Origin of the sequence: Pikeienuella sp., from assembly GCF_046290545.1 — a bacterium.
Lineage (GTDB): Bacteria > Pseudomonadota > Alphaproteobacteria > Rhodobacterales > Rhodobacteraceae > Pikeienuella.
Map to the genome: position 1 here is coordinate 763,154 of NZ_JBKAGV010000017.1, position 24,171 is coordinate 787,324.

Sequence of the window (24,171 nt, forward strand, 5' to 3'; positions counted from 1 at the left end):
CGGTTCGCCTCCCCGAGTGGAGAAAGCGGCGCGCCCGGTCCGGGCGCGCCGTTTCCGTTCCTACTCCCGGGCCTTCAGCGTCTCGTAGCGGAGGCCCTTCGCCGTGCGGTTCTGGAAGCCCTTCCAGTGCGTGTGCTCCGGCTTCGGCGTCCCGTCTTCGTTCATCGCCCAGACGCCTTCGTTGGCGTTGGGAACGAGCTCCAGATAGGTCGTCGCCTCCGCGTCCCCCTTCAGATGCGCGTCGAGCCATGCGGTGGCGAAATGCTGCGCGATGTTGTTCATCCGCACCGTATCCCAGACCGGGTCCGCATAATGGTCGAAGGGCGCGAAGCCGAGATCTGGGTCCACCTCCCGGCCTTCCGCCGGCGCGGGGTAGGGCGCGGCGGCGTTGTGGTTGGCGTTGTCGAAGGTGAGGAGCGCCCGGTCCACGCCCGTCGAGGCCTCCCACATCGTCCGCACGCCGGGCGAATAGCCCGAAACGTCGTCCACCGAGCCGGCGACATAGAGGATCGGCAGCTTCACGCCCTTCAGCGTCTCCGCATCCCAGAAGGCGCGCGTAAGCCCCCATGGCGCGAAGGCGATCACGGTCCTGAACCGCGGGTCGGGCATCGTCGCATGGCTCTCCGAGCCCGAAAGATGGACGGCGAGCGTCCCGTGCGGCGTGCCCCAGGCGTAGTCCACCGAGGTCTGCGTCACCCCGCCCCCGGCGGTGATGACGGCGCCATAGCCGCCCATGGAATAGCCGACGAGACCGGTGTTGGAGGGGTCGACGATCCCGTTGAGAAAGCTCGCCGGGTCGCCCCCCAGCCGCTCCATCTCGTTCAGCGTGAAAAGCTGGTCGAAGGGCCGGTTGTAGAGCGTCGAGCCGAAGGCCGTCCTGTCCTCGTAGGTCGAGTCGCGATGGTCGATCGAGGCGACGACATAGCCCTTGGAGGCGATGTTCTCCGCGAGATGGGAGAGGAGATAGCGGTTGCCCGGATAGCCGTGCGAGACAATGACGAGCGGCCAGCGCCCCGTTCCCGGCGCCGCGTCCCGCATCGCGCGGCCATGCAGCGTCACCGTCGTCTTGCCGTCGCGGATGAGAGCGGGAAAGCTCGTTTCCCCCGTCGCGCCCTCGGCGGCCGGATACCAGACCTCGACGGTCAGCGCCCGGTCATAGGTCGGCAGCGGATCGGGCTTCGGGGCGGCGGGGTCGATGGCGACGATGTTCACCCGCCCCTCGTCCACGATCTCGATGGTGCGCACCCCGACGGGGAGCGCGCCATAGGCGGCGAGGGCCGGAGCGTCCGGCCGCTGGCCGTCGATCCGGTTCTCGCCAAGGGCGGGCAGGGCGGCGAGCATCATCGCGGCCGCAAGGGCCGGGGCGCGAAACATGGGGCGTTCCTTCCTGTTGGTCTTTGGCGAGACCTTAGCCCCCGCGCGCGACGGATCAACGAAAACCCGGCGTCACGCATAGGCGAGGTAGAGCAGCCCGGCCCCGAGGATGAGCCGGTAGACGACGAAGACGTTCATCGACCACGTGCGCAACATTTTCAGGAACAGCGCGATGGCGGCATAGGCCGCGACGAAGGAAAGGACCGCGGCGACCGCGACATCCGCCTGCAGGGCCGTGTTCCCGCTCTCCGCCACCTCGACAAGGACGAGGAGAGCGGCGGCGAGCGTGACGGGGATCGACATGAGGAAGGAGACGCGCGCGGCGTCCACCCGCGCATAGCCGAGCGCCCGCGCCGCCGTGATGGTGATCCCGGAGCGGCTGACCCCTGGCACCAGCGCCGCCGCCTGCGCGAGGCCGATGAGCGCCGCATCCTTCAGCGTCCACCCCGCCTCCCTCTTCTCCATCCGGCCGTAGCGGTCCGCGAGGAAGAGGAGGAGGCCGCCGATCAACGTCGCCCAGCCGATCACGGCGAGCGAGCGCAGCGCCTCCGCCCAGCCGAGCGCGGCGATGACGCCGCCAGCGAGCACCGCCGGAACGGTGGCGACGAGGAGGAGGAGCGCCAGATGCGCCTCCCGGTTCATCAGGTCCCAGCGCAGCACCCGCAGCGCCCCCCGCGCCGCCATAGCGACATCCGCGCGGAAATAGAGCATCACCGCCGCAAGCGAGCCGATATGCGTCGCCACGTCCAGCTTCAGCCCCTGGTCCTGCGCCCCGGTCAGCAGCGGATAGAGTGCGAGATGGCCGGAGGAGGAGATCGGCAGGAACTCCGTCACCCCCTGGATCAGCGCGAGGATCACGAGGTGGAGGAAGGGCATCGGCGGGTCCACAAGGCGGCGCGGCGCTGATTCGCGACCGCGTACGCAGCCTAGGCCGGGCGGCGCTTTCGGGGAAGAATCGATGATAGGTCATTATTGCTGACATAAAAATCATGCGCCACGATGGAGAATCGCACACATCGGCGTTTTCCATCTCATATAGGTCAGAAGATATTACTTTTATTGCGCGCGAAGGGGCGATAAGGAGCCCCAGCGACGGAGATCGTAGCGGGAGGCGGCCATGGCGCAGCGCATGCTCAAATTCGTGGATGTCGAGCGGGAGACGCCCGAGAAGCGCGCGGCGGAGGCCCGGCGCGAGGATTTCCACGAGATCTATCGCCAGTACGCGCGGGACAAGGCGGCGGAGCAGGCCGCACGCTGCTCGCAATGCGGCGTGCCCTTCTGCCAGTCGCATTGCCCGCTCCACAACAACATTCCTGACTGGTTGAAGCTTACCGCCGAGGGCCGCCTCCGCGAGGCCTACGAGCTGAGCCAGGAGACGAACACCTTCCCCGAGATCTGCGGCCGCATCTGCCCGCAGGACCGTCTCTGCGAGGGCAATTGCGTCATCGAGCAATCCGGCCACGGCACGGTGACGATCGGCGCCATCGAGAAATACCTGACCGACACCGCCTTCGAGGAAGGCTGGGTCGCCCCGATCCGCCCGGCGGCGGAGCGGCCCGAAAGCGTCGGAATCATCGGCGCCGGCCCCGGCGGCCTCGCGGCGGCGGACCGTCTGCGCCGCGCGGGCGTGCAGGTGACCGTCTATGACCGGCATGACCGGGCGGGCGGGCTGATGACCTACGGCATCCCGGGCTTCAAGCTGGAAAAGCCGGTCGTCATGCAGCGGAACGCCCAGTTCGAGGAGGCCGGGGTCGAATTCGTCCTCAACTGCGAGATCGGGCGGGACATCGGCTTCGGCGAGCTTCGCGCCCGCCATGACGCCGTGCTCGTCGCCACCGGCGTCTACAGGGCGCGGGACGTGGGCGGGCCCGGCTCCGGCCTCGGCGGCATCGTGCAGGCGCTCGACTATCTCACCGCCTCCAACCGCAAGAGCTTCGGCGATGATGTCCCCGAATTCGATTCGGGCATGCTGAACGCCGAAGGCAAGGACGTCGTGGTGATCGGCGGCGGCGACACGGCGATGGACTGCGTGCGCACGGCCGTGCGGCAGGGCGCGACCTCCGTGAAATGCCTCTACCGGCGCGACCGGGCGAACATGCCCGGCTCCCAGCGCGAGGTGCAGAACGCGGAGGAGGAGGGCGTCGAGTTCGTCTGGCAATCCGCGCCGAAGGGTTTCCTCGGCGAGGGCGCGGTGACGGGCGTGCGCATGATCCGCATCCGCCTCGGCGCGCCGGACCAGACCGGGCGGCAGACGCCGGAGGAGATTCCGGGCTCCGAAGAGACGGTGAAGGCGGATCTCGTCATCAAGGCGCTCGGCTTCGAGCCGGAGGAGCTGCCTCGGCTCTGGGGCGAGCCCGGCCTCGAAGTCACCCGCTGGGGCACGGTGAAGGCGGATTTCCGCACCCACCGCACCGCGCTCCCCGGCGTCTGGGCCGTGGGCGACATCGTGCGCGGCGCCTCCCTCGTCGTCTGGGCGATCCGGGACGGGCGGGAGGCGGCGGACGCGATGCTGGCCGAGTTCGACGCCGCCGCCGCCATCGCCGCGCAATGACCATGCTGGCGCCATCCCCTGTCAGCTTCGGGCGGCATGCTCCCCCTCGCGCCGATCGGGCGCGGATCGAAGGAGACATGACGTGAGCTTCAAGGGAAAGTGCCTCTGCGGCGCCGTCCGCTACGAGGTGAGGAAGGACGCCGTGGAAGTCGGCTCCTGCCATTGCGGGATGTGCCGCGCCTGGACCGGCGGGATCAACCTCAGCTTCGAGGCGAAGCCGGAGGAGATCGCCTTCACGGGCGAGGAGATGATCGAGACCTACGCCTCCTCCGACTGGGCGGAGCGCGCCTTCTGCCGCCGCTGCGGCTCCTCGCTCTTCTACCGGTCGAAGGCGGACGGGGCGATGCATGTCGCCGCCGGTTCGCTGGAAAGCTGGGATGGCGCGCGCTTCATCGGCGAGATCTACATCGACGCGAAGCCCGCCCTCTACGCGCTTGCGGGCGACCACGAGCGCATGACGGAGGCGGAGTTCCTCGCCTCCATCGGCATGGCGGGGTGAAAGGCCGCGCCGCCGCCTGAATTCAACCGCCGCCGGGCGTTCCGGCGGCGCAACGCAAGTCGATCCGGAGCCGGACCATGACCGAAGCGCCCCGCCATGACGAAGCCTGGGCCCGCGCCCACGAAGCCGAGCGCGCCGACCTTGCCGCGAAGGGTCTCTACCGCGAGGAGGACGAGCATTCCTCCTGCGGAGTCGGGCTCGTCGTCGCCATCGACGGCGCGCCGCGCCGGCAGGTCGTCGAATCCGGCATCGCCGCGCTGAAGGCGGTCTGGCATCGCGGCGCGGTGGACGCGGACGGCAAGACGGGGGACGGCGCGGGCATCCATGTCCAGATCCCGAAGCGCTTCTTCGACGACCAGATCCGCCGCACCGGGCACGAGCCGGCGGAGGGGGAGACGATCGCCGTCGGCATGATCTTCCTTCCCCGCACCGATTTCGGCGCGCAGGAATTCTGTCGCGCCGTGATGGAGACGGAGGTGCTCCGCATGGGGCACTACATCTACGGCTGGCGGCAAGTGCCGGTGGACGTCTCCTGCCTCGGCGAGAAGGCGAACGCGACCCGGCCCGAGATCGAGCAGATCATCGTCGCCAACCGCAAGGGATTGGACGAGGAGGCGTTCGAGCGGGAGCTCTACGTCATCCGCCGCCGGGCGGAGAAGGCGGCGGCGGCGGTCAACGGTTTCTACATCTGCTCGCTCTCCTGCCGCTCCGTCATCTACAAGGGGATGATGCTGGCCGAGCAGGTCGCCGTCTTCTATCCGGACCTGATGGACAAGCGCTTCGAAAGCGCCTTCGCGATCTACCATCAGCGCTATTCGACCAACACGTTCCCGCAATGGTGGCTGGCCCAGCCCTTCCGGATGCTCGCCCATAACGGGGAGATCAACACGCTGAAGGGCAACCGCAACTGGATGCGGAGCCACGAGATCCGCATGGCCTCCAACGCCTTCGGCGAGGCGGCGGAGGAGATCAAGCCGATCATCCCCGCCGGCGCCTCCGACAGCGCGGCGCTCGACGCCGTGTTCGAGGTCATGGTCCGCGCCGGGCGCAACGCGCCGATGGCCAAGACGATGCTCGTCCCCGAGGCATGGTCCAAGGCGGCGACGGACATGCCGGATGCGTGGCGCGCGATGTACGCCTATTCCAACTCCGTGATGGAGCCGTGGGACGGTCCGGCCGCCCTCTCCGCCACGGATGGCCGCTGGGTCATGGCGGGGGCGGACCGGAACGGCCTCCGCCCGATCCGCTATGTCGTTACCGGCGATGGCCTCCTCATCGCGGGCTCGGAGGCCGGGATGGTCCCGGTCGACGAGTCCCAGGTGCGGGAGAAGGGCGCCCTTGGCCCCGGCCAGATGATCGCGGTCGACATGGCGGAGGGCCGCCTCTTCCACGATGTCGAGCTGAAGGACCGGCTCGCCGCCGCCGAGCCCTTTGCTGACTGGATCGGCAAGATCACCGACCTTGAGGAGACCCTCGCCGGCCAGCCCGAGCCCCGCATGTTCGAGGGCGCGGAGCTTCGCCGCCGGCAGATCGCCGCGGGCTACACGATCGAGGAGCTGGAGACGATCCTCCACCCGATGGCGGAGGATGCGAAGGAGGCCGTGGGTTCGATGGGGGACGACACGCCCGTCGCCGTTCTTTCCGACAAGTATCGCCCGCTCGCGCATTTCTTCCGGCAGAATTTCAGCCAGGTGACGAACCCGCCCATCGACTCCCTGCGCGAGCATCGGGTGATGAGCCTCAAGACCCGGTTCGGCAACCTCAAGAACGTGCTCGACCAGTCCTCGGCCCAGACCGAGATCCTGACGCTCGAAAGCCCGGTCGTCTCCAACGGCCAGTTCGCGGCGATGAAGGCGCATTTCGGCGAGAACGCGGTGGAGATCGACTGCCTCTTCCCCGCGCCCGGGCCGGAAGGCGGCGAGGATGACGCGCTCCGGCAGGAGCTGGAGCGCATCCGCTACGAGGCGGAGCAGGCGGTGCGCGCCGGGGCCGGCCACATCATCCTGACCGATGAGCGGCTGGACGCGGAGACTGTCGGCATGCCGATGATCCTCGCCACTTCCGCAGTCCACACCTGGCTGGTGCGGCAGGGGCTCCGCACCTTCTGCTCGATCAACGTGCGCGCGGCGGAATGCATCGACCCGCATTACTTCGCCGTCCTGATCGGCGCGGGAGCGACCACGGTGAACGCCTATCTCGCGCAGGATTCGCTCGCCCAGCGCGTCGCGAAGGGCCTTCTCGACATGAGCGTGGAGGAGGCTGTCGCCCGCTTCCGCGAGGCGGTCGATCAGGGCCTCCTCAAGATCATGTCGAAGATGGGCATCTCTGTCGTCTCCTCCTATCGCGGCGGCCTGAATTTCGAGGCGGTGGGCCTCTCCCGCGCGATGGTGGCGGAATACTTCCCCGGCATGCATTCGCGCATCTCCGGCATCGGCGTCTCCGGCATCCAGAAGAAGACGGCGGCGGTCCACGCCCTCGCCTTCCGTTCGGGGTCAGAGGCGCTGCCCATCGGCGGCCTCTACAAGTTCCGCCGGAAGGGGGAGGCGCACGCCTGGGGCGCGAACAACCTCCACCTCCTGCAGGCGGCGGTCGATTCCGGCTCCTACGAACGGTTCAAGGCCTATTCGGAGGCGATGCTCGCCCAGCCGCCGATCCATCTCCGCGACCTCATCGACTTCAAGCCCCTCGGCGAGCCCGCGCCGATCCACGAGGTCGAGAGCATCACCTCGATCCGCAAGCGCTTCGTCACCCCCGGCATGTCCCTCGGCGCCCTCTCGCCCGAGGCGCACAAGACGCTGAACGTCGCCATGAACCGGATCGGCGCGAAGTCGGATTCGGGCGAGGGCGGGGAGGACCCGAAGCATTTCCACCCCGAACCGAACGGGGACAATCCCTCCGCCCGGATCAAGCAGGTCGCCTCGGGCCGCTTCGGCGTCACCGCGGAATATCTCAACAACTGCACCGAGCTGGAGATCAAGGTGGCGCAGGGCGCGAAGCCCGGCGAGGGCGGGCAGCTCCCCGGCTTCAAGGTGACGGAGATGATCGCGAAGCTCCGGCATTCGACGCCGGGCGTCACCCTCATCTCGCCGCCGCCGCACCATGACATCTATTCGATCGAGGACCTTGCGCAGCTCATCTACGACCTGAAGCAGATCAACCCGGAAGCGAAGGTCTGCGTGAAGCTCGTCGCCTCCTCCGGCGTCGGCACCATCGCCGCCGGCGTCGCCAAGGCGAAGGCGGACGTGATCCTGATCTCGGGTCACAATGGCGGCACGGGCGCGAGCCCCCAGACGTCGATCAAGTATGCCGGCCTGCCGTGGGAAATGGGCCTCACCGAGGCGCATCAGGTCCTCGCCCTCAACAAGCTGAGGGGCCGGATCACGCTCCGCACCGACGGCGGCCTCCGCACCGGGCGGGACATCGTGATCGCCGCCATGATGGGGGCGGAGGAATACGGCGTCGGCACCGCCGCGCTCGTCGCGATGGGCTGCATCATGGTCCGGCAGTGCCAGTCCAACACCTGCCCCGTCGGCGTCTGCGTGCAGGATCCGCGCCTGCGGGAGAAGTTCACCGGCACGGCTGACAAGGTGGTGAACCTCTTCACCTTCATCGCCACCGAAATCCGGGAGATCCTGGCCGAGATCGGCGCCCGCAGCCTCGAGGAGATCATCGGCCGCGCCGACCTCCTTACGCAGGTGAGCCGCGGCGCCCCGCATCTCGACGATCTCGACCTCAACCCGATGCTGGTGCGGGTGGACGAGGGCGCCGCCCTCTCCTACCCGATGGGCAAGCCCCGCAACCCGGTGCCGGACACGCTCGACGCGCAGATCGTGGCGGATGCGCAGCCCTTCTTCCGCGACGGGGAGAAGATGCAGCTCTCCTACACCGTGCGGAACACGCACCGGACGATCGGAACCCGCGTCTCCTCCCATATCGTCCGCCGCTTCGGGATGCGGAACGAACTGCAGCCGAACCACCTGACCGTCCGGCTCAACGGCTCCTGCGGGCAGAGCCTCGGCGCCTTCGCCGCGCCGGGTCTGAAGCTCGAGGTGCATGGCGACGCCAACGACTATGTCGGCAAGGGCCTCTCCGGCGGCGTCATCACCGTGCGCCCGCCGCTCGAAAGCCCGTTGACGCCGCATGAAAACACGATCATCGGCAACACCGTGCTCTACGGGGCGACGGCGGGGCGGCTCTTCGCCAACGGAAGGGCGGGGGAGCGCTTCTGCGTCCGCAATTCCGGCGCGACCGTGGTGGTGGAGGGCTGCGGCTCGAACGGCTGCGAATACATGACGGGCGGGACGGCGGTGATCCTCGGCCCGGTCGGCGCGAATTTCGGCGCCGGCATGACCGGCGGCATGGCCTTCGTGCTGGACGAGGACGGCGCCTTCGAGAGCCGCGCGAACCCGGAGAGCATCGTCTGGCGCCGCATCGCCTCCCGCCACTGGGAGCATGTGCTGCGCGAGCTGGTGATCGACCACGCGGCGGAGACGGGCAGCCCCCGCGCCCATTCGATCCTCCGCGACTGGGACGAGCACCTGCCGCGCTTCTGGCAGATCTGCCCGAAGGAGATGCTCGCCCGCCTCGCCCATCCGCTGGAGGAGGCGGCGGCGAAGCGGGCCTGAAGGGGCGCGGCGCAGGATGGTCGTCCCCATCTGCGCCGTTCGACGCCTTCGCGACACGACCTCGAAAAGCATCTCTCCGGGGGAGAGATGCCGAGATCGTTCGGGCGGAGGCGCAAGCCGGAGCCCGAGGGGCGCCAAGCCTTCCTGAACGGCTGCATCGGCCCGCGGCCGCCCGGGTGGCCGCGTCTCGCGGCCGCCTTGGGGCGGATCGGCCGGGCGCTCTACGGGCGTTGTCGCGCCTGGAAATCGAGGAGGGGACATGTCGGCGCGGCCCATCCCGCCGCATTGCCGAACCCCCGCCTTCGGGCTAGGACTTCGCGCATGTCGATCTGGCGCTACGCAAACCCGGCCGAATTCATGCGCATTTCCGGCGCGGCGCTGCCCTATTGCGTCTGGGGCGCGGTCGTCGCCCTCGTAATCGGCCTCGGCTGGGGTCTCTTCCTCACCCCGCTCCACTACGAGCAGGGGGAAAGCGCGCGGATCATATACATCCACGTCCCGGCCTCGATGCTCGCCATCAACACCTATTTCCTGATGGCCTTCGCCTCGATCATCGGCCTCGTGCGTCGGCACCATGTCTCCTTCCTCGCGGCGAAGGCGGCGGCGCCCGTCGGCGCGGGGATGACTGCGCTGGCGCTCGTCACCGGCGCGCTCTGGGGCGCGCCGACCTGGGGGACATGGTGGGTCTGGGACCCGAAGCTGACCTCGGTCCTCATCATGTTCTTCTTCTACCTCGGCTACATCGCGCTCTGGAACGCGATCGAGGACCCTGAAAAGGCGGCGGACCTCACCGCCGTGCTCTGTCTCGTCGGCGTCGTCTTCGCCGTGATGTCGCGCTACGCGGTGGAGATCTTCGACGGGCGGACGCTGCACCAGCCCGCCTCCCTTTCGCTGGACGCGGAGGAGAACGTGGCCAACGTCTATTACAAGCCCCTCCTCGTCTCCATCGCGGGCTTCTACCTCTTCTTCTTCGCGGTCATGCTCTCCCGCACGCGCACGGAAATCCGCCTGCGCCGCGCCCGGGCCCTCGCGCTTCAGGCCGCGCGCGACTAGATGGAGTTCGTGTTCGACATGGGCGCGCATGCGCGGTTCATCTGGCCGGCCTACGCCGCCTTCCTCGCCATTTTCGCGGGGCTGGCGCTCTGGGCCTGGGTGACGGCAGGGCGCGCGCGGGCCGAACTCGAGAAGCGGGAGAAGCGGCGGGAGCGCAGGCAATGACGGAAGAGGCGAAAACGCGGCCCGGCCTGCTGAGATTCCTGCCGGTTCTCGGCTTTCTCGCCGTGGCCGGGGCTTTCTGGTTCGGCCTCGGGCGGGAAGATGCGGAGATCCTGCCCTCCACCTTCATCGACCGCCCCGCCCCGGCGACGGACCTGCCGCCCCTCTACGAGGACAGGCCCGGCCTCGTCTCCGCCGATCTGGCGGACGGCAAGGTGAAGCTCGTCAACATCTGGGCCAGTTGGTGCGGCCCCTGCCGGGTCGAGCATCCCTTCCTCATGCAGCTGGCGGAGGAGGGGGTGGACATCCGCGGCTTCAACTATAAGGACCAGCCGGGCCAGGCGAAGGCCTTCCTCTCCGAGCTCGGCGACCCCTACACCGCTATCGGCGCCGATTCCTCGGGGCGCGCCGGGATCGAATGGGGCGTCTACGGCGTGCCCGAAACCTTCGTCATCAACGGCGAGGGGCGGATCGTCTACAAGCATGTCGGCCCGATCCAGAACGACGATCTGGACCGCCGCATCCGCCCCGCCATCGAGCAGGCGGGCGGCTGAGCCCGGCGAACCCCTAGAAAGCGCCGCGTTTTCGGCTCGACAGAGCGGCGCAGCGCGGGCATTTTTCCGGCCCGATGGGCCGAACCGGAGGCGCGCCGCGCATGAAACGCGACGAAAGACCCAAGATCATCTGCGTCGGGTTCCAGAAGACCGGCACGACCTCCATGAACGCGGCCTTCAGCCAGCTCGGCCTCCGCGTCTGCAGCGTCTACGGCCGGCACATGAAGCTGCCGCGACTCCGCGCCAACTACGTCCGCCGCGGGCTCGACCTTCTCCGCTCCTACGACGCGGTGGAGGACATGCCCTGGCCCCTCATCTTCCGGGAGATCGACCAGGCCTATCCCGGCGCGCGCTTCATCCTCACCTGGCGGGAGACGGATCGCTGGCTGAAGAGCATCTGCGACCATTTCGGCGACAATCCGGATCCGATCCAGCAGCTCACCTATGGCGAGGATCATCCCGCGCCCGTCGGGCACGAGGCGCATTACTGCGAGGTCTACGAGGCCCACAACGCCGCCGTGCGGGACTGGTTCAGGGACCGGCCGGGCGACCTCCTGGAAATGAACCTCGCCCATGGCGACGGATGGGAAAAGCTCTGCGCCTTCATAGACATGCCGATCCCCGATGGGCCCTTCCCCCGCGCCAACACGGTGGCTGACCGCAGCACGCTCGGCTACTGGGCGAAGCGCAAGGTCGGCCGGGTGATCGAGCGTTTCAAGTATTGAGGCGCAGGCTCAGCCTGCGCCCTTTGCGCCGTCCGAGAGCGACCTGACGAAGGCGAGCACCGCCTCCGGGCTCTCCCCCGCTCCGATCTTCTCGACGATGGCGGAGCCGACCACGACGCCGTCCGCCACCCGCCCGATCTCCCGCGCCCGCTCCGGCGTCCTGACCCCGAAGCCGACGCAGACGGGCAGGCCCGTCGCCGCCCTGATGCGCGCGACCTCGGGCGCGACCGCCGCGGCGTTCGCCTCCGCCGCGCCGGTGATCCCGGTGATCGAGACGTAATAGACGAAGCCCGACGTGTTCCGCGCCACCATCGGCAGCCGCTCATCGTCCGTCGTCGGCGTCGCGAGGCGGATGAAGTGGAGCCCCGCTTCCGCGGCGGGGAGGCAGAGCTCCTCGTCCTCCTCGGGCGGCAGGTCCACGACGATCAGCCCGTCCACCCCCGCCGCCTTCGCGCCGGCGAGGAAGGCGGGCACGCCGTGGCTGTAGATCGGGTTGTAGTAGCCCATCAACACGATGGGCGTCGTCTGGTCCGCCTCGCGGAAGCGCGCGGCCATGGCGAGCACGCCCTTCAGCGTCTCGCCCGCGTCGAGCGCGCGGAGCGCCGCCTTCTGGATCGCGGGGCCGTCCGCCATCGGGTCGGTGAAGGGGAGCCCGAGTTCGATGACGTCCACCCCCGCGGCGGGCAGGCCTCGCATGATCTCGAACGCCGTCTCCGGGTTCGGGTCCCCCGCCATCACATAGGCGACGAAGGCCGGCCGGCCCTCCGCCTTCAGCGCGGCGAAACGATCTGTCAGTCGGCTCATCTCGGCGTCCCCCGGCGGGCTCAGATGGGGCGTTCAGTCGCCCGCTCTCTCAATCGTCCTTGCGGAAGAACTTCTTCTCGCGCGGCTTCCCGTCCCACCCCGTCTTGCCGCGGGGCTTCGCGGGCGCGTCGCCGTCCTCGCGCGGCTTGTAGGGGCGCTTCGGCCGGTCGCCGGCCTCGTCGTCGCGCCGGGGCGGGCGCGGGCGGGCCGGGCGGTCGCCGTGATCCTCCCGCACTTCCCATTTCTTCAGGAGCCGGACGTTGAACACGTCCCGCCCAATCTCGCCCTCGTTGCACCAGACGACGGCGATGTTCTCGCCGTCCACGCCCTCGACCGCCATGCGCATCGAGCCCGAGACGAGGACGACGAGGTCGCCCATTTCATAAGCCATTGCAGGCCCTTTCAAAGTTCCTGGCCGAGCGCCTCGGCCACGGTGAAGATGTCCTTGTCGCCCCGCCCGCACATGTTCATGACGAGGAGGTGGTCGGCGGGAAGCCCCGGCGCGATCTTCGCCACATGGGCGAGCGCATGGGCCGGCTCCAGCGCCGGGATGATGCCTTCCGTCTCACAGGAGAGCCGGAAGGCGGCGAGCGCCTCCTCGTCCGTGACGGAGACATATTCGACCCGGCCCATGTCATGCAGCCAGGAATGTTCCGGCCCGATCCCCGGATAGTCGAGCCCGGCGGAGATCGAATGCCCTTCGAGGATCTGCCCGTCTGCGTCCTGCAGCAGGTAGGTGCGGTTGCCGTGCAGCACGCCCGGCCGCCCGCCGGTCAGCGAGGCGGCGTGCTCCATCCGGTCGTCCACGCCATGCCCGCCGGCCTCCACCCCGATGATCCGCACGGAGGCGTCGTCGAGGAACGGATGGAAGAGCCCCATCGCGTTCGACCCGCCACCGATGCAGGCGACGAGCGTGTCAGGGAGCCGCCCCTCCTGCGCCTGCATCTGCGCCTTCGTCTCCTTCCCGATGATGGACTGGAAGTCCCTCACCATCGCCGGATAGGGGTGCGGGCCGGCGACCGTGCCGATGCAATAGAACGTGTCGCGCACATTCGTCACCCAGTCGCGCAGCGCCTCGTTCATCGCGTCCTTCAGCGTGGCGCGGCCGGAGGTGACCGGCACGACCTCGGCGCCGAGCAGTTTCATGCGGAAGACGTTGGGCCGCTGCCGCGCCACGTCCGTCGCGCCCATGAAGACGATGCACTTCAGCCCGAACCGGGCGCATACGGTCGCCGTGGCGACGCCGTGTTGCCCCGCCCCCGTCTCCGCGATGATCCGCGTCTTGCCCATGCGCCGGGCCAGTAGGATCTGGCCGAGCACGTTGTTGATCTTGTGCGCCCCGGTATGGTTCAGCTCATCCCGCTTCAGGTAGATCTTAGCCCCGCCGAACCGCTCCGTCAGCCGCGGCGCGAAATAGAGCGGGGAGGGGCGGCCGACATAATGCGTCCAGAGGTCGTCCATCTCCGCCCAGAAGGTCGGGTCGGTCTTCGCGTTCTCGTATTCCTGTTCAAGGTCGAGAATGAGCGGCATCAGCGTTTCGGAGACGAAACGCCCGCCGAACTGGCCGAACCGGCCCCGCTCGTCCGGGCCGGCGCGATAGGAATTCAACCTGTCAGACGCCATCTGCGCCTCCCCCTTCCAGAGTTCCCGGGAAGGGCGCTCTTTAGCGCCTTGTTCCGGCGGCGTCGATAGGGCGATGGGCCGGTGAGGCTGGTCGCATGTGGCGCTCAGCACGGGAGATCGGGACGATCTTGCGTGCACAGGTCCCACAAGCGCCCGGCCGATCTGACCCGCGTCAGATCGGCCCGCGCCCGCCGCCCCCCAACGTTCAAACGGGCCGGGCGCGAGTCCGCACCCACCGCGGCGATCACGGACCGATCTGCTACCGTCGCGACGGCTTGGCGCCCCTCGGCCTCCGGCTTGCGCCTCTGGCCGACGGCCTCGGCGACCTTCCACCGGAAGGTCGCTTTTCGAGGCCGGGAGAAGAATGGAAAGCGGGCGCCGAATGCGACCGCTCCGTCACCCCAACTCCTCATAAACCGCCCGCTCCACAGCGTCGTAGATCGCCAGGCAGTTCGGGTCCACGAACGGCAGGTGCTGGAGCATGATCACGCAGGAAACGCCCGCCGCCGGGTCGAACCAGTAATGCGTGTTGAGCACCCCCGCCCAGCTCTGCGAGCCGGCGCGCCGCTTGCCCGGAATGTCCTTCGTGTTCATCAGGCAGGCGAGGGAGAACTTGTTCTCCTGCTCGGGAAAGAAATCCACATCGGCGGAAAGCGGCGGCGCGACGGTGGTCATCTTGCCGACGGAAAGGTCGCCGATCTGGTTCGCCGTCACCATCGCCGCAATCTCCGGCTTCAGCACGATCTCCCCGTCCAGCGAGCCGTTCTGCATCAGCATCCGGATGAAGCGCAGGTAATCCGGCCCTGTCGTATAGAGCGCATGGCCCATGCCATAGACTTCCGGGTTCGGCGGCGGCGCGATGTCATAGGGCCCCCAGCCCTCCGCCGTATGCATGTGCGCGCCGACGAGCCGCGGCGCCATGTGCGGCTCCACCTCGAAGCGCGTGTCGCCCATGCCGAGCGGGTCGAACACATGCGCCTTGCAGAAGGCGTCGATCCGCATGCCCGATACGGCCTCGACCGCCTGCCCCAGCCAGTCGATCCCGATCCCGTAATCCCATTTCGTCCCCGGCTCGAACTGGAGCGGATAGGAGAGGAGCGAGGCCTTGAGCCCGGAAAGGATCGTCGGCGCCCCCGTCGCCTCCATGTATTTCGGCATGTCCGCGTTCCAGAACTCGTAGACGAGGCCGGACGTATGCGTCGCGAGGTGCCGGATCGTCGCCTTCACCTTCGGCGCGCGGAGGATCGGCTTGCCCGCCGAGTCGAAGCCTTCGAGGAGCTTCACCTCCTTCCATTCCGGCAGCACCTCCTCCACGGGCGTGTCGAGCGTGAGGAGCCCCATCTCCACCGCTTTCGCGGCGGCGACGGCGCCGACCGCCTTGGTCATCGAGAAGGCGCGGAAAACCGAGTCGGTCGTCATCGGCGCGGGCTGGCCGAGCGCGCGGACGCCCGCAGCGTTCTCGTAGACCACGCCGCCGCGCGTCGCGACGGAGACGACGACGCCCGGCGTGCGGGCCTCGGAAACGGCGGATTCAAGTATGGCGTCGAGCGATTTCATCGCGGCTCCTCCCGGTTTTCCCGAAGGCTGCCCGAAGCCCGATCCGGAGTCGAGCGGGCTTCAGGCTTGACAGGGAAGACAGGGCGGGCCGAGCCTTCAAGGTGCAAGCGGAGGCCGTGATGCTGGAAGAGAGATGCAAGGCGGAGGCGATCCGCCTCCACGATTTCCTGCAGGACTGGCTGACCGGCGACCTGCCGCGAAAGCCGGAAGCCTTCGCCGCCTTCGCGGATGCGCTCGGCGCCGGGCTTATCGTCGTCAGCCCGAACGGATCTGTCTCCGCGCGGGAGGCGATCCTCGCGGAATTCGAGTCGATCCACGGCGCCGTCGCCGCCGATCGGGGCGCATTTCGCATCTGGGTCGAGAACTTCCGCATTCTGAGAGCCGAAGGCGACCTCGCCCTCGCGCTCTACGAGGAATGGCATCGGCGGCGAGACGAGACTTCGGCCCGCCTTTCGACAGTTCTCTTCCGCGCGCCCCCCGGAGCGCCCGGCGGGGTCGAATGGCTCCATGTCCACGAGACGTGGCTGCCGGGGATGGCCCCGAAGGCGGGGGAGCGGTTCCCCGAGCCGGCCTAGGCCGCCCTGCGCCTCCGCCGCGTCAGGCGGGAGGCGCCTCGGCCGTCCCGCCCGCCGCCGCGCGGATGAACGCGCGGATCAGGTCCGGGTCCTTCTCGCCCGGCGCGCGCTCGACGCCGGAGGATACGTCCACCTGGGCCGCGCCGGTCAGCCGCATCGCCTCCGCCACGGTGAAGGGCGTGAGCCCGCCCGCCAGCATCCAGGGCTTCCGCCACACCCGCCCCGCCACGAGCCGCCAGTCGAAGGCGAGGCCGTTGCCGCCCGGCAGCGCGCCGCCCTCCGGCGGCTTCGCGTCGATCAGGAGCTGGTCCGCCGCGCCCTCCGCCGCTTCCCATTCGTCGATCTTCGCAAGGTCACCCGGCCCCGCGAGGCCGAGCGCCTTCATCACCGGCAGCCCCGCGCGGGCGCGGACGGCCCGCGCGCGGTCCGGCGTCTCGCGCCCGTGGAGCTGGATCATGTCGATGGGGAGCGCGGCGATCCGGTCCACCAGCGCATCGTCCGCATCCACCACGAGCACGACCTTCATCACCCCTGGCGGCGCCAGCGCTGCGAGTGCGGCCGCCTCATCCGGGCTCACGTTGCGGGGGGATTTCGGGAAGAAGACGAAGCCGAGATAGCGCGCGCCGGCAGAGGCCGCAGCCTCCACGCCTTCGCGCGTGCGAAGGCCGCAGATCTTCACCGCCGCGGCGCGATGCATCGCGGTCAGCGCGAGGACAGCGCCGGCAGGTCCTCGCCCTTCTCGTCCGAAAGCGCGTCGACCTTGGCGCGGAGCGCCGCAGCCTCCTTCCGCGCCTGCCGCGCCGTGCGGCGGATGCGCCCCTCGCGGGCCCATTCGCGCGCCGCGCCCAGCAAGAAGCCGACGAGCCCGCAGAACAGCCCGAAGATGAAGAGCGGCAGCGTCGCCTCCGGCGCCGCGGCGACGCCGTAATCGGAAAGGTCGGGCCAGGCCGTCACCGTCACCGGCCCGCTGTTCGCCACGGAAAGAACGCCGATCACGAGGGCGAAGAGAAAGACGAAGAGGAATTTCAGCCGGCGCACCGCGCCCTCCTTCAGCATCGATGCGACGGGCGGCGCCCGTCAGCCGTTCATCCGGTCCCGGAGGTCCTTGCCCGTCTTGAAGAAGGGCGCGCGTTTCTCCGGCACGTCCACGGATTCCCCCGTGCGCGGGTTGCGGCCGACCCGCGCGTCCCGCTGCTTCACCGAGAAGGCGCCGAAGCCCCTCAGCTCCACGCGGTCTCCGTGGGCGAGCGCATCGGTGATCTCGTCGAAGACGGCGGCGACGATGCGTTCCACATCCCGCTGGAAGAGATGGGGGTTTTCGTCGGCCAGTTTCTGGATCAGTTCGGACTTGATCATGCAGGTCCCCGCTACGGATTGCATCCCGTGAAGAGAACATTGCACGGCGGGCGCCCGCCGGTCAACGCGCGGCGGCCAGCGTCTCCTGCGCAGCGCCGGCTCCGAGGGCGGCGGCGCAGGAAGCGGCGAGGGCGCTGCGCAAGGCCGGCGAGGGCAGGGCCGCCGCGGCGCCCGGAAAGGAATCACCCGTCGCGCCCGCCGGCCCGATGGCGACAAGCGCCGCGCGCGGCGCGGTGAGGCGGAGCGCGGCCATAAGGAGCGCGCGCCCCGCCTCGTCGGGGAAGGCGGCGGTCTCGACGAGGGCGAGGCCGAAATCTCCGCCCGCGCTCGCGGCCATGGCGATGTCCCGCGCCTCGGTCACGACGAGCCCCGCCGCCCGCGCCGTCTCAGCCGTCATGCGCCTGCGCGTGTCGGAGGGGTCGATCAGCAGCGCCGCGCGCCCGGCGACGCGCGGGCAGCGCGGGTCGATCGACGGCGCCGCCACATCGGCCTCGAATTCGACCCAGAAGACGGAGCCGCCCTCCGCTCGCTGCTCGCAGCCGATCCGCGCCCCCGTCGCGTCCGCGAGCCGGCGTGCGATGGCGAGGCCGAGCCCCATGCCTTCCTGCGCCCGGCGCGCGGAGCCGTCCGCCTGTTCGAACCGTTCGAAGATCGCCTCGCGCCGGTCCGGCGGGATTCCGGGCCCCTCGTCCTCGATCGCGAGGCGGACGGTCGCGCGCCCGCCGCGCCCGGCCGAACCGCCGACGAGCCGCGCGCAAAGCCCCACCGCGCCCCGGTCCGAAAACTTCACCGCGTTCTCCGCGAAGATCGAAAGGATGCGCAGCGCGCGCGCCTCATCCGCGAAGACCGCCTCGGGGAGCGCCGGGTCGATCCATCCGAAAAGCGCGAGCCCCTTCGCCCCGGCCGCCTCGGAGACGGAGCCCAGCGCCCGCTCCACGAGCCGCTCGAAGGAGAGTTCGCCCGCGGGCGTCGCCTCCCCGCCCGCCTCCGCGGCGCTGAACTCGAGAATCCGTTCGATCACGCCGGAGAGACGGGCCGCCGAACGCTCGAGATGGGACAGAAGCTCGCGCTGCTCCGCGCTCAGCGACCCGAGCCCGAGGAGCGCGATCGTGCCCGTAACGCCGTTGAGCGGCGTCCGCAGCTCGTGGCTGATCCGGGCGAGGAATTCGGACTTCGCGGCGTCCGCGGCCTCCGCTTCGTTTCGCGCCCGTTCGAGCTCCCGCTCCCGCCGCAGCCTCTCGGTGATCTCGCGCGAGACGGCGACGAAGATCGGCCGGGCTCTCCCGTCTTCCGCTTCCTCCTCCGCCGGTTCGATCTCGATCTCGATCCAGTAGGCCTCGCCGCTCTTCGAATAGTTCAGGATCTCCGTGCGGATCGGGCGGCGCTCCGCAAGCGCGCGGCCGATGGCGGCCCGCGTCTCGGGGTCGGTGTCCGGCCCCTGCAGGATCGCCCCCGGCTTCCGGCCAAGCATCGTCTCGCCCGCATGTCCGGTCAGCCGCTCGAAGGCGGGATTGACCCAGAGCGCACGGCCCGCCTCGTCGGCGATGACGACGGCGTCGTCCGTCTCCCGGGCGACGATGGCGAGGCGGCGCGCGAGCGCGCGGCTTTCCGTCAGCCTCGCCTCCGCCGCGCGCTCCGCCGTGATGTCGCGGAGCGCGACGATGATTTCCTCCGTCGCGCCGTCGCGCCGCCTGAGCGGCACGAACCGCGCCTCGCGCCAGCGGGCGCCCTCGCCGTCGCCTTTCAGGCGGACGGGCAGGAGCGCCTCGCCCGCGCCCGAGGCCGCCGCGCGGAAGGTTTCCGCATCCTTCAGGTCCGGTTCGAGGATGTCCGCCAGCGTCAGGAGCCGCCGCCGCGGCCAGTCGAGTCCGGTTGCGCGCACGAAGGCGCTGTTGGACCAGCGGAGGCCGCCATCCGGGCCGGCGGCGATCACTTCCTCCCCGAGAGCTAGCGACGCGCGCCCCGCCCGCGCCGCGGCGCGGGCTGTGCGGATCTGCCGGCGCGCCAGCTCCGCCGCAGGCGCCGCGAGCAGGAGCGCGGCGACCCACAGGACGCGCTCCAGCGCCTCGGGGGAGAGCGTGAGGCCGGTAGGGCCGAAGACCGCGGTCGCCGTCGTGCCGGAGACGGAGCCGAAATGCAGCGCGACGACGCCGAGCGAGAAGAGGCCGGCGGCGATCATGGGGCTCGCGGTCCCGGCCCGGTGCAGCGTCGCCGCCGCCGCCGCCGAAAGCCCCGCGGCGGCGAGCGTCGAGGCCGCGACCGCCGTGGCGTCGAAGCCGACGACGCAGCCCGCGAGGCCGAGCATCCCCACATGATGCATGGCGGAGACGGAGAGGCCCGCCGCCGCCCCCGCGGCGAGCCGCGCCGCCCGCCGCCGCGCCAGCGCCGCGACCACGAGCGAGAGCCCGATCGCGCCGACCGCGAGCGCCGCGGAGCCGAGCGTTTCCCGCGTCGCGAAGAGTAGCGGCGCGTCCGGCCGGTATCCGAGCATCGCGACGAAATGCGTCGTCCAGACGCCGACGCCCGAAGCCGCGACCACGAGCAGGAACCGCCAGGGCCGCGCGCGGTCCGGATAGCGGAGTTCGGCCAGCTCGCCGAATACGAAGAGGGAGGAGAGAAGGCAGATCGCCGCGGCGGCGAGCACCGGGAGGAGTGAATGCGGAGCGCCCAGAATGTCGATCAGCATTCTATCCCCGCGCCGAAAGCAAGGGGCGGACCCTAGCGGATCTGAGGTTAATGCGCGGCTAGCGGCGCAGGTCGGCAGGCGAAAAAAAAGAAGGGCGGCGCCGTAGCGCCGCCCCCCTGTTCACGCCGAACGAGAGCCGATTCAGCCTTCGTTCCGCTCCTTCAGCGCGGCGCCGAGGATATCGCCCAGAGAGGCGCCGGAATCGGAGGAGCCGAACTGCTCCACCGCCTCGCGCTCCTCGGCGATCTGCAGCGCCTTGATCGAAAGGCCGAGCCGGCGGGCCTTCGTATCGACGGAGGTAACGCGCGCATCGGTCTTGTCGCCGACTGCGAACCGCTCCGGCCGCTGGTCGGAGCGGTCGCGGCTGAGGTCGGAGCGGCGGATGAAGGCCTTCATGCCCTCGTGCTCCACCTCGATCCCGCCATCCTCGATCGCCGTCACGGTGACGGTGACGACCGAGCCGCGCCGCACGCCCTGCGCCGCATCGGCGAAGGCGTCGCCCTCAAGCTGCTTGACGCCGAGGGAGATGCGCTCCTTCTCCACGTCCACGTCGAGCACCACGGCCTCGACCATGTCGCCCTTCTTGTAGTCCTGCATCGCCTGCTCGCCCGGCCGGGACCAGTCGAGATCGGAGAGGTGGACCATGCCGTCGATGTCGCCCTCCAGCCCGATGAAGAGGCCGAACTCGGTGATGTTCTTCACCTCGCCCTCGACGCGGGTTCCGTTCGGGTGCTTCTCTGCGAAGACCTCCCACGGATTGCCCTGCGTCTGCTTCAGCCCGAGGCTGACGCGGCGCTTCGAGCTGTCGACGTCGAGCACGATGACCTCGACCTCCTGGGAGGTGGAGACGATCTTGCCCGGATGGACGTTCTTCTTCGTCCAGGACATTTCGGAGACGTGGACGAGGCCCTCGACCCCGGCCTCCAGCTCCACGAACGCGCCGTAATCGGTGATGTTCGTGACCCGGCCGGACCATTTGGAGCCGAGCGGATACTTCGCCTCAACGCCGTCCCACGGGTCGGACATCAGCTGCTTCATGCCGAGGCTGATGCGCTGCGTGTCGTTGTTGACCTTGACGACCTGCACCTTCACCGTCTCGCCGATATTCACGATCTCGGACGGATGGTTGACGCGCCGCCACGCCATATCGGTGACGTGCAGCAGCCCGTCCACCCCGCCAAGGTCCACGAACGCGCCGTAATCGGTCACGTTCTTCACGACGCCGTCGATGATGTCGCCTTCCTTCAGCTTGCCGACGATTTCGGCCCGCTGCTCGGCGCGGCTCTCTTCGAGAACGGCGCGGCGGGAGACGACGATGTTGCCGCGGCGGCGGTCCATCTTGAGGATCTGGAACGGCTGCGGCTGGCCCATCAGCGGGCCGACATCGCGCACCGGGCGCACGTCCACCTGGGAGCCCGGAAGGAACGCGACGGCGCCGCCGAGATCGACCGTGAAGCCGCCCTTGACGCGGCTGAAGATCGCGCCCTCGACGCGCTCGCCCTTGTCGTTGGCCTTCTCGAGCCGGTCCCAGGCCTCCTCGCGGCGCGCCTTGTCGCGGGAGAGGACGGCCTCGCCCTTGGTGTTCTCGACCCGGTCGAGGAACACTTCGACGGTGTCGCCGATATTGATCTCGGCGTCATGGCCGGGCTTGGCGAATTCCTTGAGATCGACGCGGCCTTCCATCTTGTAGCCGATGTCGATGATGGCCTGCCCCGCCTCGATGGCGAGGACCGTGCCGCGGACGACGGACCCTTCCTCGGGCGTCTCCAGTTCGAAGCTCTCGTTGAGCATCGCTTCGAATTCTTCCATTGTGGCTTTCGCCATGCGCAAAATCTCCGGTTTCGTGTCTCTGGCCGGCCGGTTGTCTCCGGCGGTCTGCGTTGGGGCTTCGGGGCGTTCCGGGAAAAACGATGAAAGGCCCGGGGGTTCCTCAGGCCTTTCGGAGTTGCTCGTTGATCCAGCGCGCCGCCTCGGCGACGGCCGCCTCTATAGTCATTTCGGTCGTATCGAGCAAGAGCGCGTCGGGCGCCGCCTTCAGCGGCGCGTCGGCGCGCGCCGCGTCCCGCGCGTCGCGGATGCGGAGGTCTTCCGCCACCGCCTCCAGCGAGCGCGGATCGCCCCCGGCGGAAAGCTCCGCATGGCGCCGCCGCGCCCGCTCCTCCGGCGCCGCGACGACGAAGAGCTTCACCTCCGCGTCGGGGCAGATCACCGTCCCGATGTCCCGCCCGTCGAGCACCGCGCCGCCCTCCCGCCGCGCGAAGTCCCGCTGGAAGGCGAGGAGCGCGGCGCGCACGGCGGGGAGCGCGGCGACGCGGGAGGCCGCCTCGCCAGCCGCGCCGCTCCGGAGGTCGGGCCGCGCGAGATCGGCCTCGCCCAGCGAGGCGGCGGCCTCCGCCGGCTCCATCCCGCTCTCGGCCGCCTTCATCCCCGCAGCGCGATAGAGGAGCCCCGTATCCAGATGCGCGAAGCCGAACCGCGCGGCCAGCGCCCGCGCTATGGTGCCCTTGCCGGAGGCGGCGGGCCCGTCGATGGCGACCGTGAACCTCACCCTTCGAGCGCCGCCCCGAGCGCCCGCATCAGCGGCACGAAGTTCGGGAAGCTCGTGTCGATCGGGCTCGCGTCGTCCACGCTCACCGGCGCATTCGACGCGAGGCCGAGGCAGAGGAAGGACATCGCGATCCGGTGGTCGAGCCGCGCCGCCGCCGTCCCCCCGCCCGGAACGCCGCCCGGCCCCATGCCGTGAACCGTCAGGCTGTCCTCCGTCTCCTCGACGCGGACGCCCATCGCCTCCAGCCCCCGCGCCATCGCGTCGATCCGGTCCGATTCCTTCACGCGCAGCTCCTTCACCCCGCGCATCACCGTCCTGCCCTCCGCCGTCGCGGCGAGCGCGGCGAGGATCGGGAATTCGTCGATCATGCTCGCCGCCCGCTCCGGCGGCGTCTCGATTCCCTTCATGGCGGGCGAAAAGCGGGCGCGGAGGTCCGCCATCGGCTCGCCCCCCTCCTCCCGCTCGTTCTCGAAGGCGAGGTCCGCGCCCATCTCGCGGAGCGTGAAATAGAGCCCGGCCCGCGTCGGGTTGAGCCCGATTCCGGGCACGAGCACGTCCGAGCCCTCCGCCATAAGCGCCGCGCAAACCGGGAAGGCGGCGGAGGAAGGGTCCCGCGGCACCGAGATCGAGAGCGGCCGCAGTTCCGGCTGCCCCACGAGGCGGATGAACCGCCCTGCCGCCGTGACCTCCGTCTCGACCTCCGCGCCGAAGCCGCGCAGCATCCGCTCCGTATGGTCCCGCGTCGGCTCCGCCTCGATCAGCGTCGTGATCCCCGGCGCGTTCAGCCCGGCGAGGAGCACGGCGGACTTCACCTGCGCCGAAGGCACCGGGGAGCGATACTCCACCGGCAGCGGGTCGCGCGCCCCGACAAGCGTGAGCGGCAGCCGCCCGCCCGCGCGCCCCACCGCCCGCGCGCCGAAGAGCGCCAGCGGCTCCGTCACCCGCCCCATCGGGCGGGAGCGGAGCGAGGCGTCGCCGGTGAAGGTCGCCGTCACCGGGCTCGTCGCCATCGCGCCCATGATGAGCCGCACGCCCGTCCCCGAATTCCCGCAATCGATCACGTCGGAAGGCTCCGCAAAGCCGCCGACGCCGACGCCCCGCACCCGCCAGGAGCCGGGGCCGAGCCGCTCGACCTCCGCGCCGAAGGCGCGCATCGCCTTCGCCGTGTCGAGCACGTCCTGCCCTTCGAGCAGGCCCTCGATCCGCGTCTCGCCCACCGCGAGCGCGCCGAGGATGAGGGAGCGGTGGGAGACCGACTTGTCCCCCGGAATCTCGGCCTCGCCGCGGAGCGGCCCGCCCTTCCGGGCGGTCATCTTTCGTCTCTCTCCGTGGCCGGACATGCGCGCGCTCCCTCTTGCCGCGCGGGTTCATAGCGGCGGCGGCGGCGCGCGTCATCCGAATATCACGGTTCCGGCGGGCGAAAGCGCTTGCCGCCCGGCGCCCGCTCCGTCACTCTCGGCCAGAGACGGGCCCGAGGCA

21 protein-coding genes are annotated in these 24,171 nt (G+C 69.8%); 8 read left to right on the plus strand and 13 right to left on the minus strand.

The window, feature by feature from the left end:
- Positions 1-60: 60 nt before the first annotated feature.
- Entirely contained in the window at positions 61-1,374 is a 1,314-nt protein-coding gene (locus ACE37J_RS20180; RefSeq protein WP_409714993.1) for an alpha/beta hydrolase family protein, read from the minus strand.
- 72 nt (positions 1,375-1,446) lie between these two features.
- A complete protein-coding gene (locus ACE37J_RS20185; RefSeq protein WP_409714996.1) occupies positions 1,447-2,250 on the minus strand; it encodes an undecaprenyl-diphosphate phosphatase in 804 nt (267 codons plus the stop codon).
- A gap of 241 nt (positions 2,251-2,491) precedes the next feature.
- Between ACE37J_RS20185 and ACE37J_RS20190 the strand changes: the two genes are divergently transcribed.
- From ACE37J_RS20190 to ACE37J_RS20220, 7 genes are all read left to right on the plus strand, one after another.
- Positions 2,492-3,925 carry an NAD(P)-dependent oxidoreductase gene (locus tag ACE37J_RS20190; protein ID WP_409714999.1) on the plus strand — a complete coding sequence of 478 codons (1,434 nt, stop codon included), beginning with the start codon at positions 2,492-2,494 and terminating at the stop codon, positions 3,923-3,925.
- Between the two features lie 82 nt (positions 3,926-4,007).
- A complete protein-coding gene (locus ACE37J_RS20195; RefSeq protein ID WP_409715002.1) occupies positions 4,008-4,424 on the plus strand; it encodes a GFA family protein in 417 nt (138 codons plus the stop codon).
- 77 nt (positions 4,425-4,501) lie between these two features.
- Entirely contained in the window at positions 4,502-9,049 is a 4,548-nt protein-coding gene (gene gltB / locus ACE37J_RS20200) for a glutamate synthase large subunit (protein WP_409715005.1), read from the plus strand.
- A gap of 321 nt (positions 9,050-9,370) precedes the next feature.
- Complete coding sequence (locus tag ACE37J_RS20205) at positions 9,371-10,102, plus strand: heme ABC transporter permease (RefSeq protein WP_409715008.1); 732 nt, start codon at positions 9,371-9,373, stop codon at positions 10,100-10,102.
- Entirely contained in the window at positions 10,103-10,267 is a 165-nt protein-coding gene (gene ccmD / locus ACE37J_RS20210; protein WP_409715011.1) for a heme exporter protein CcmD, read from the plus strand. It abuts the gene before it with no gap.
- A complete protein-coding gene (locus ACE37J_RS20215) occupies positions 10,264-10,818 on the plus strand; it encodes a DsbE family thiol:disulfide interchange protein (protein ID WP_409715014.1) in 555 nt (184 codons plus the stop codon). The genes ccmD and ACE37J_RS20215 overlap by 4 nt, the downstream gene beginning before the upstream one ends.
- Before the next feature lie 101 nt (positions 10,819-10,919).
- The gene (locus ACE37J_RS20220) at positions 10,920-11,543 is read left to right on the plus strand and encodes a sulfotransferase family protein (protein WP_409715017.1); all 624 of its coding nucleotides are present in this window, start codon (positions 10,920-10,922) and stop codon (positions 11,541-11,543) included.
- A gap of 9 nt (positions 11,544-11,552) precedes the next feature.
- Here ACE37J_RS20220 and trpA read toward each other — a convergent pair whose 3' ends face one another.
- The 4 genes from trpA to ACE37J_RS20240 all read right to left on the minus strand — a co-directional run bounded on the left by trpA (position 11,553) and on the right by ACE37J_RS20240 (position 15,527).
- Entirely contained in the window at positions 11,553-12,347 is a 795-nt protein-coding gene (trpA, locus tag ACE37J_RS20225; protein WP_409715021.1) for a tryptophan synthase subunit alpha, read from the minus strand.
- A 49-nt stretch (positions 12,348-12,396) separates the two neighbouring features.
- Positions 12,397-12,738, minus strand: a complete 342-nt coding sequence (locus ACE37J_RS20230) for a hypothetical protein (protein ID WP_409715024.1) — start codon at positions 12,736-12,738, stop codon at positions 12,397-12,399.
- A gap of 11 nt (positions 12,739-12,749) precedes the next feature.
- Entirely contained in the window at positions 12,750-13,970 is a 1,221-nt protein-coding gene (gene trpB, locus ACE37J_RS20235) for a tryptophan synthase subunit beta (protein ID WP_409715027.1), read from the minus strand.
- Positions 13,971-14,366: 396 nt separating this feature from the next.
- Positions 14,367-15,527 (minus strand): serine hydrolase domain-containing protein, encoded by a 1,161-nt coding sequence (locus ACE37J_RS20240; protein WP_409715030.1) that lies wholly within the window; start codon positions 15,525-15,527, stop codon positions 14,367-14,369.
- A 119-nt stretch (positions 15,528-15,646) separates the two neighbouring features.
- Here ACE37J_RS20240 and ACE37J_RS20245 point away from each other — a divergent pair, with 119 nt between their 5' ends.
- Positions 15,647-16,102, plus strand: coding sequence for a hypothetical protein (locus tag ACE37J_RS20245; protein ID WP_409715033.1), 456 nt, complete (start codon positions 15,647-15,649; stop codon positions 16,100-16,102).
- Positions 16,103-16,124: 22 nt separating this feature from the next.
- Here ACE37J_RS20245 and ACE37J_RS20250 read toward each other — a convergent pair whose 3' ends face one another.
- The 7 genes from ACE37J_RS20250 to aroA all read right to left on the minus strand — a co-directional run bounded on the left by ACE37J_RS20250 (position 16,125) and on the right by aroA (position 24,032).
- Positions 16,125-16,799, minus strand: coding sequence for a phosphoribosylanthranilate isomerase (locus ACE37J_RS20250; protein WP_409715036.1), 675 nt, complete (start codon positions 16,797-16,799; stop codon positions 16,125-16,127).
- Positions 16,800-16,804: 5 nt separating this feature from the next.
- Positions 16,805-17,158: a hypothetical protein gene (locus tag ACE37J_RS20255; RefSeq protein ID WP_409715039.1), complete on the minus strand. Its 354-nt coding sequence runs from the start codon at positions 17,156-17,158 to the stop codon at positions 16,805-16,807.
- A gap of 21 nt (positions 17,159-17,179) precedes the next feature.
- Positions 17,180-17,458, minus strand: coding sequence for an integration host factor subunit beta (ihfB, locus tag ACE37J_RS20260; RefSeq protein WP_409715042.1), 279 nt, complete (start codon positions 17,456-17,458; stop codon positions 17,180-17,182).
- 61 nt (positions 17,459-17,519) lie between these two features.
- Entirely contained in the window at positions 17,520-20,144 is a 2,625-nt protein-coding gene (locus tag ACE37J_RS20265; RefSeq protein ID WP_409715045.1) for an ATP-binding protein, read from the minus strand.
- Between the two features lie 141 nt (positions 20,145-20,285).
- A complete protein-coding gene (rpsA, locus tag ACE37J_RS20270; RefSeq protein ID WP_409715048.1) occupies positions 20,286-21,968 on the minus strand; it encodes a 30S ribosomal protein S1 in 1,683 nt (560 codons plus the stop codon).
- 106 nt (positions 21,969-22,074) lie between these two features.
- Positions 22,075-22,692, minus strand: coding sequence for a (d)CMP kinase (locus tag ACE37J_RS20275; RefSeq protein WP_409715051.1), 618 nt, complete (start codon positions 22,690-22,692; stop codon positions 22,075-22,077).
- Positions 22,689-24,032, minus strand: coding sequence for a 3-phosphoshikimate 1-carboxyvinyltransferase (gene aroA, locus ACE37J_RS20280; protein WP_409715055.1), 1,344 nt, complete (start codon positions 24,030-24,032; stop codon positions 22,689-22,691). Before aroA ends, ACE37J_RS20275 begins: the two co-directional genes overlap by 4 nt.
- Between the last annotated feature and the right edge of the window lie 139 nt (positions 24,033-24,171).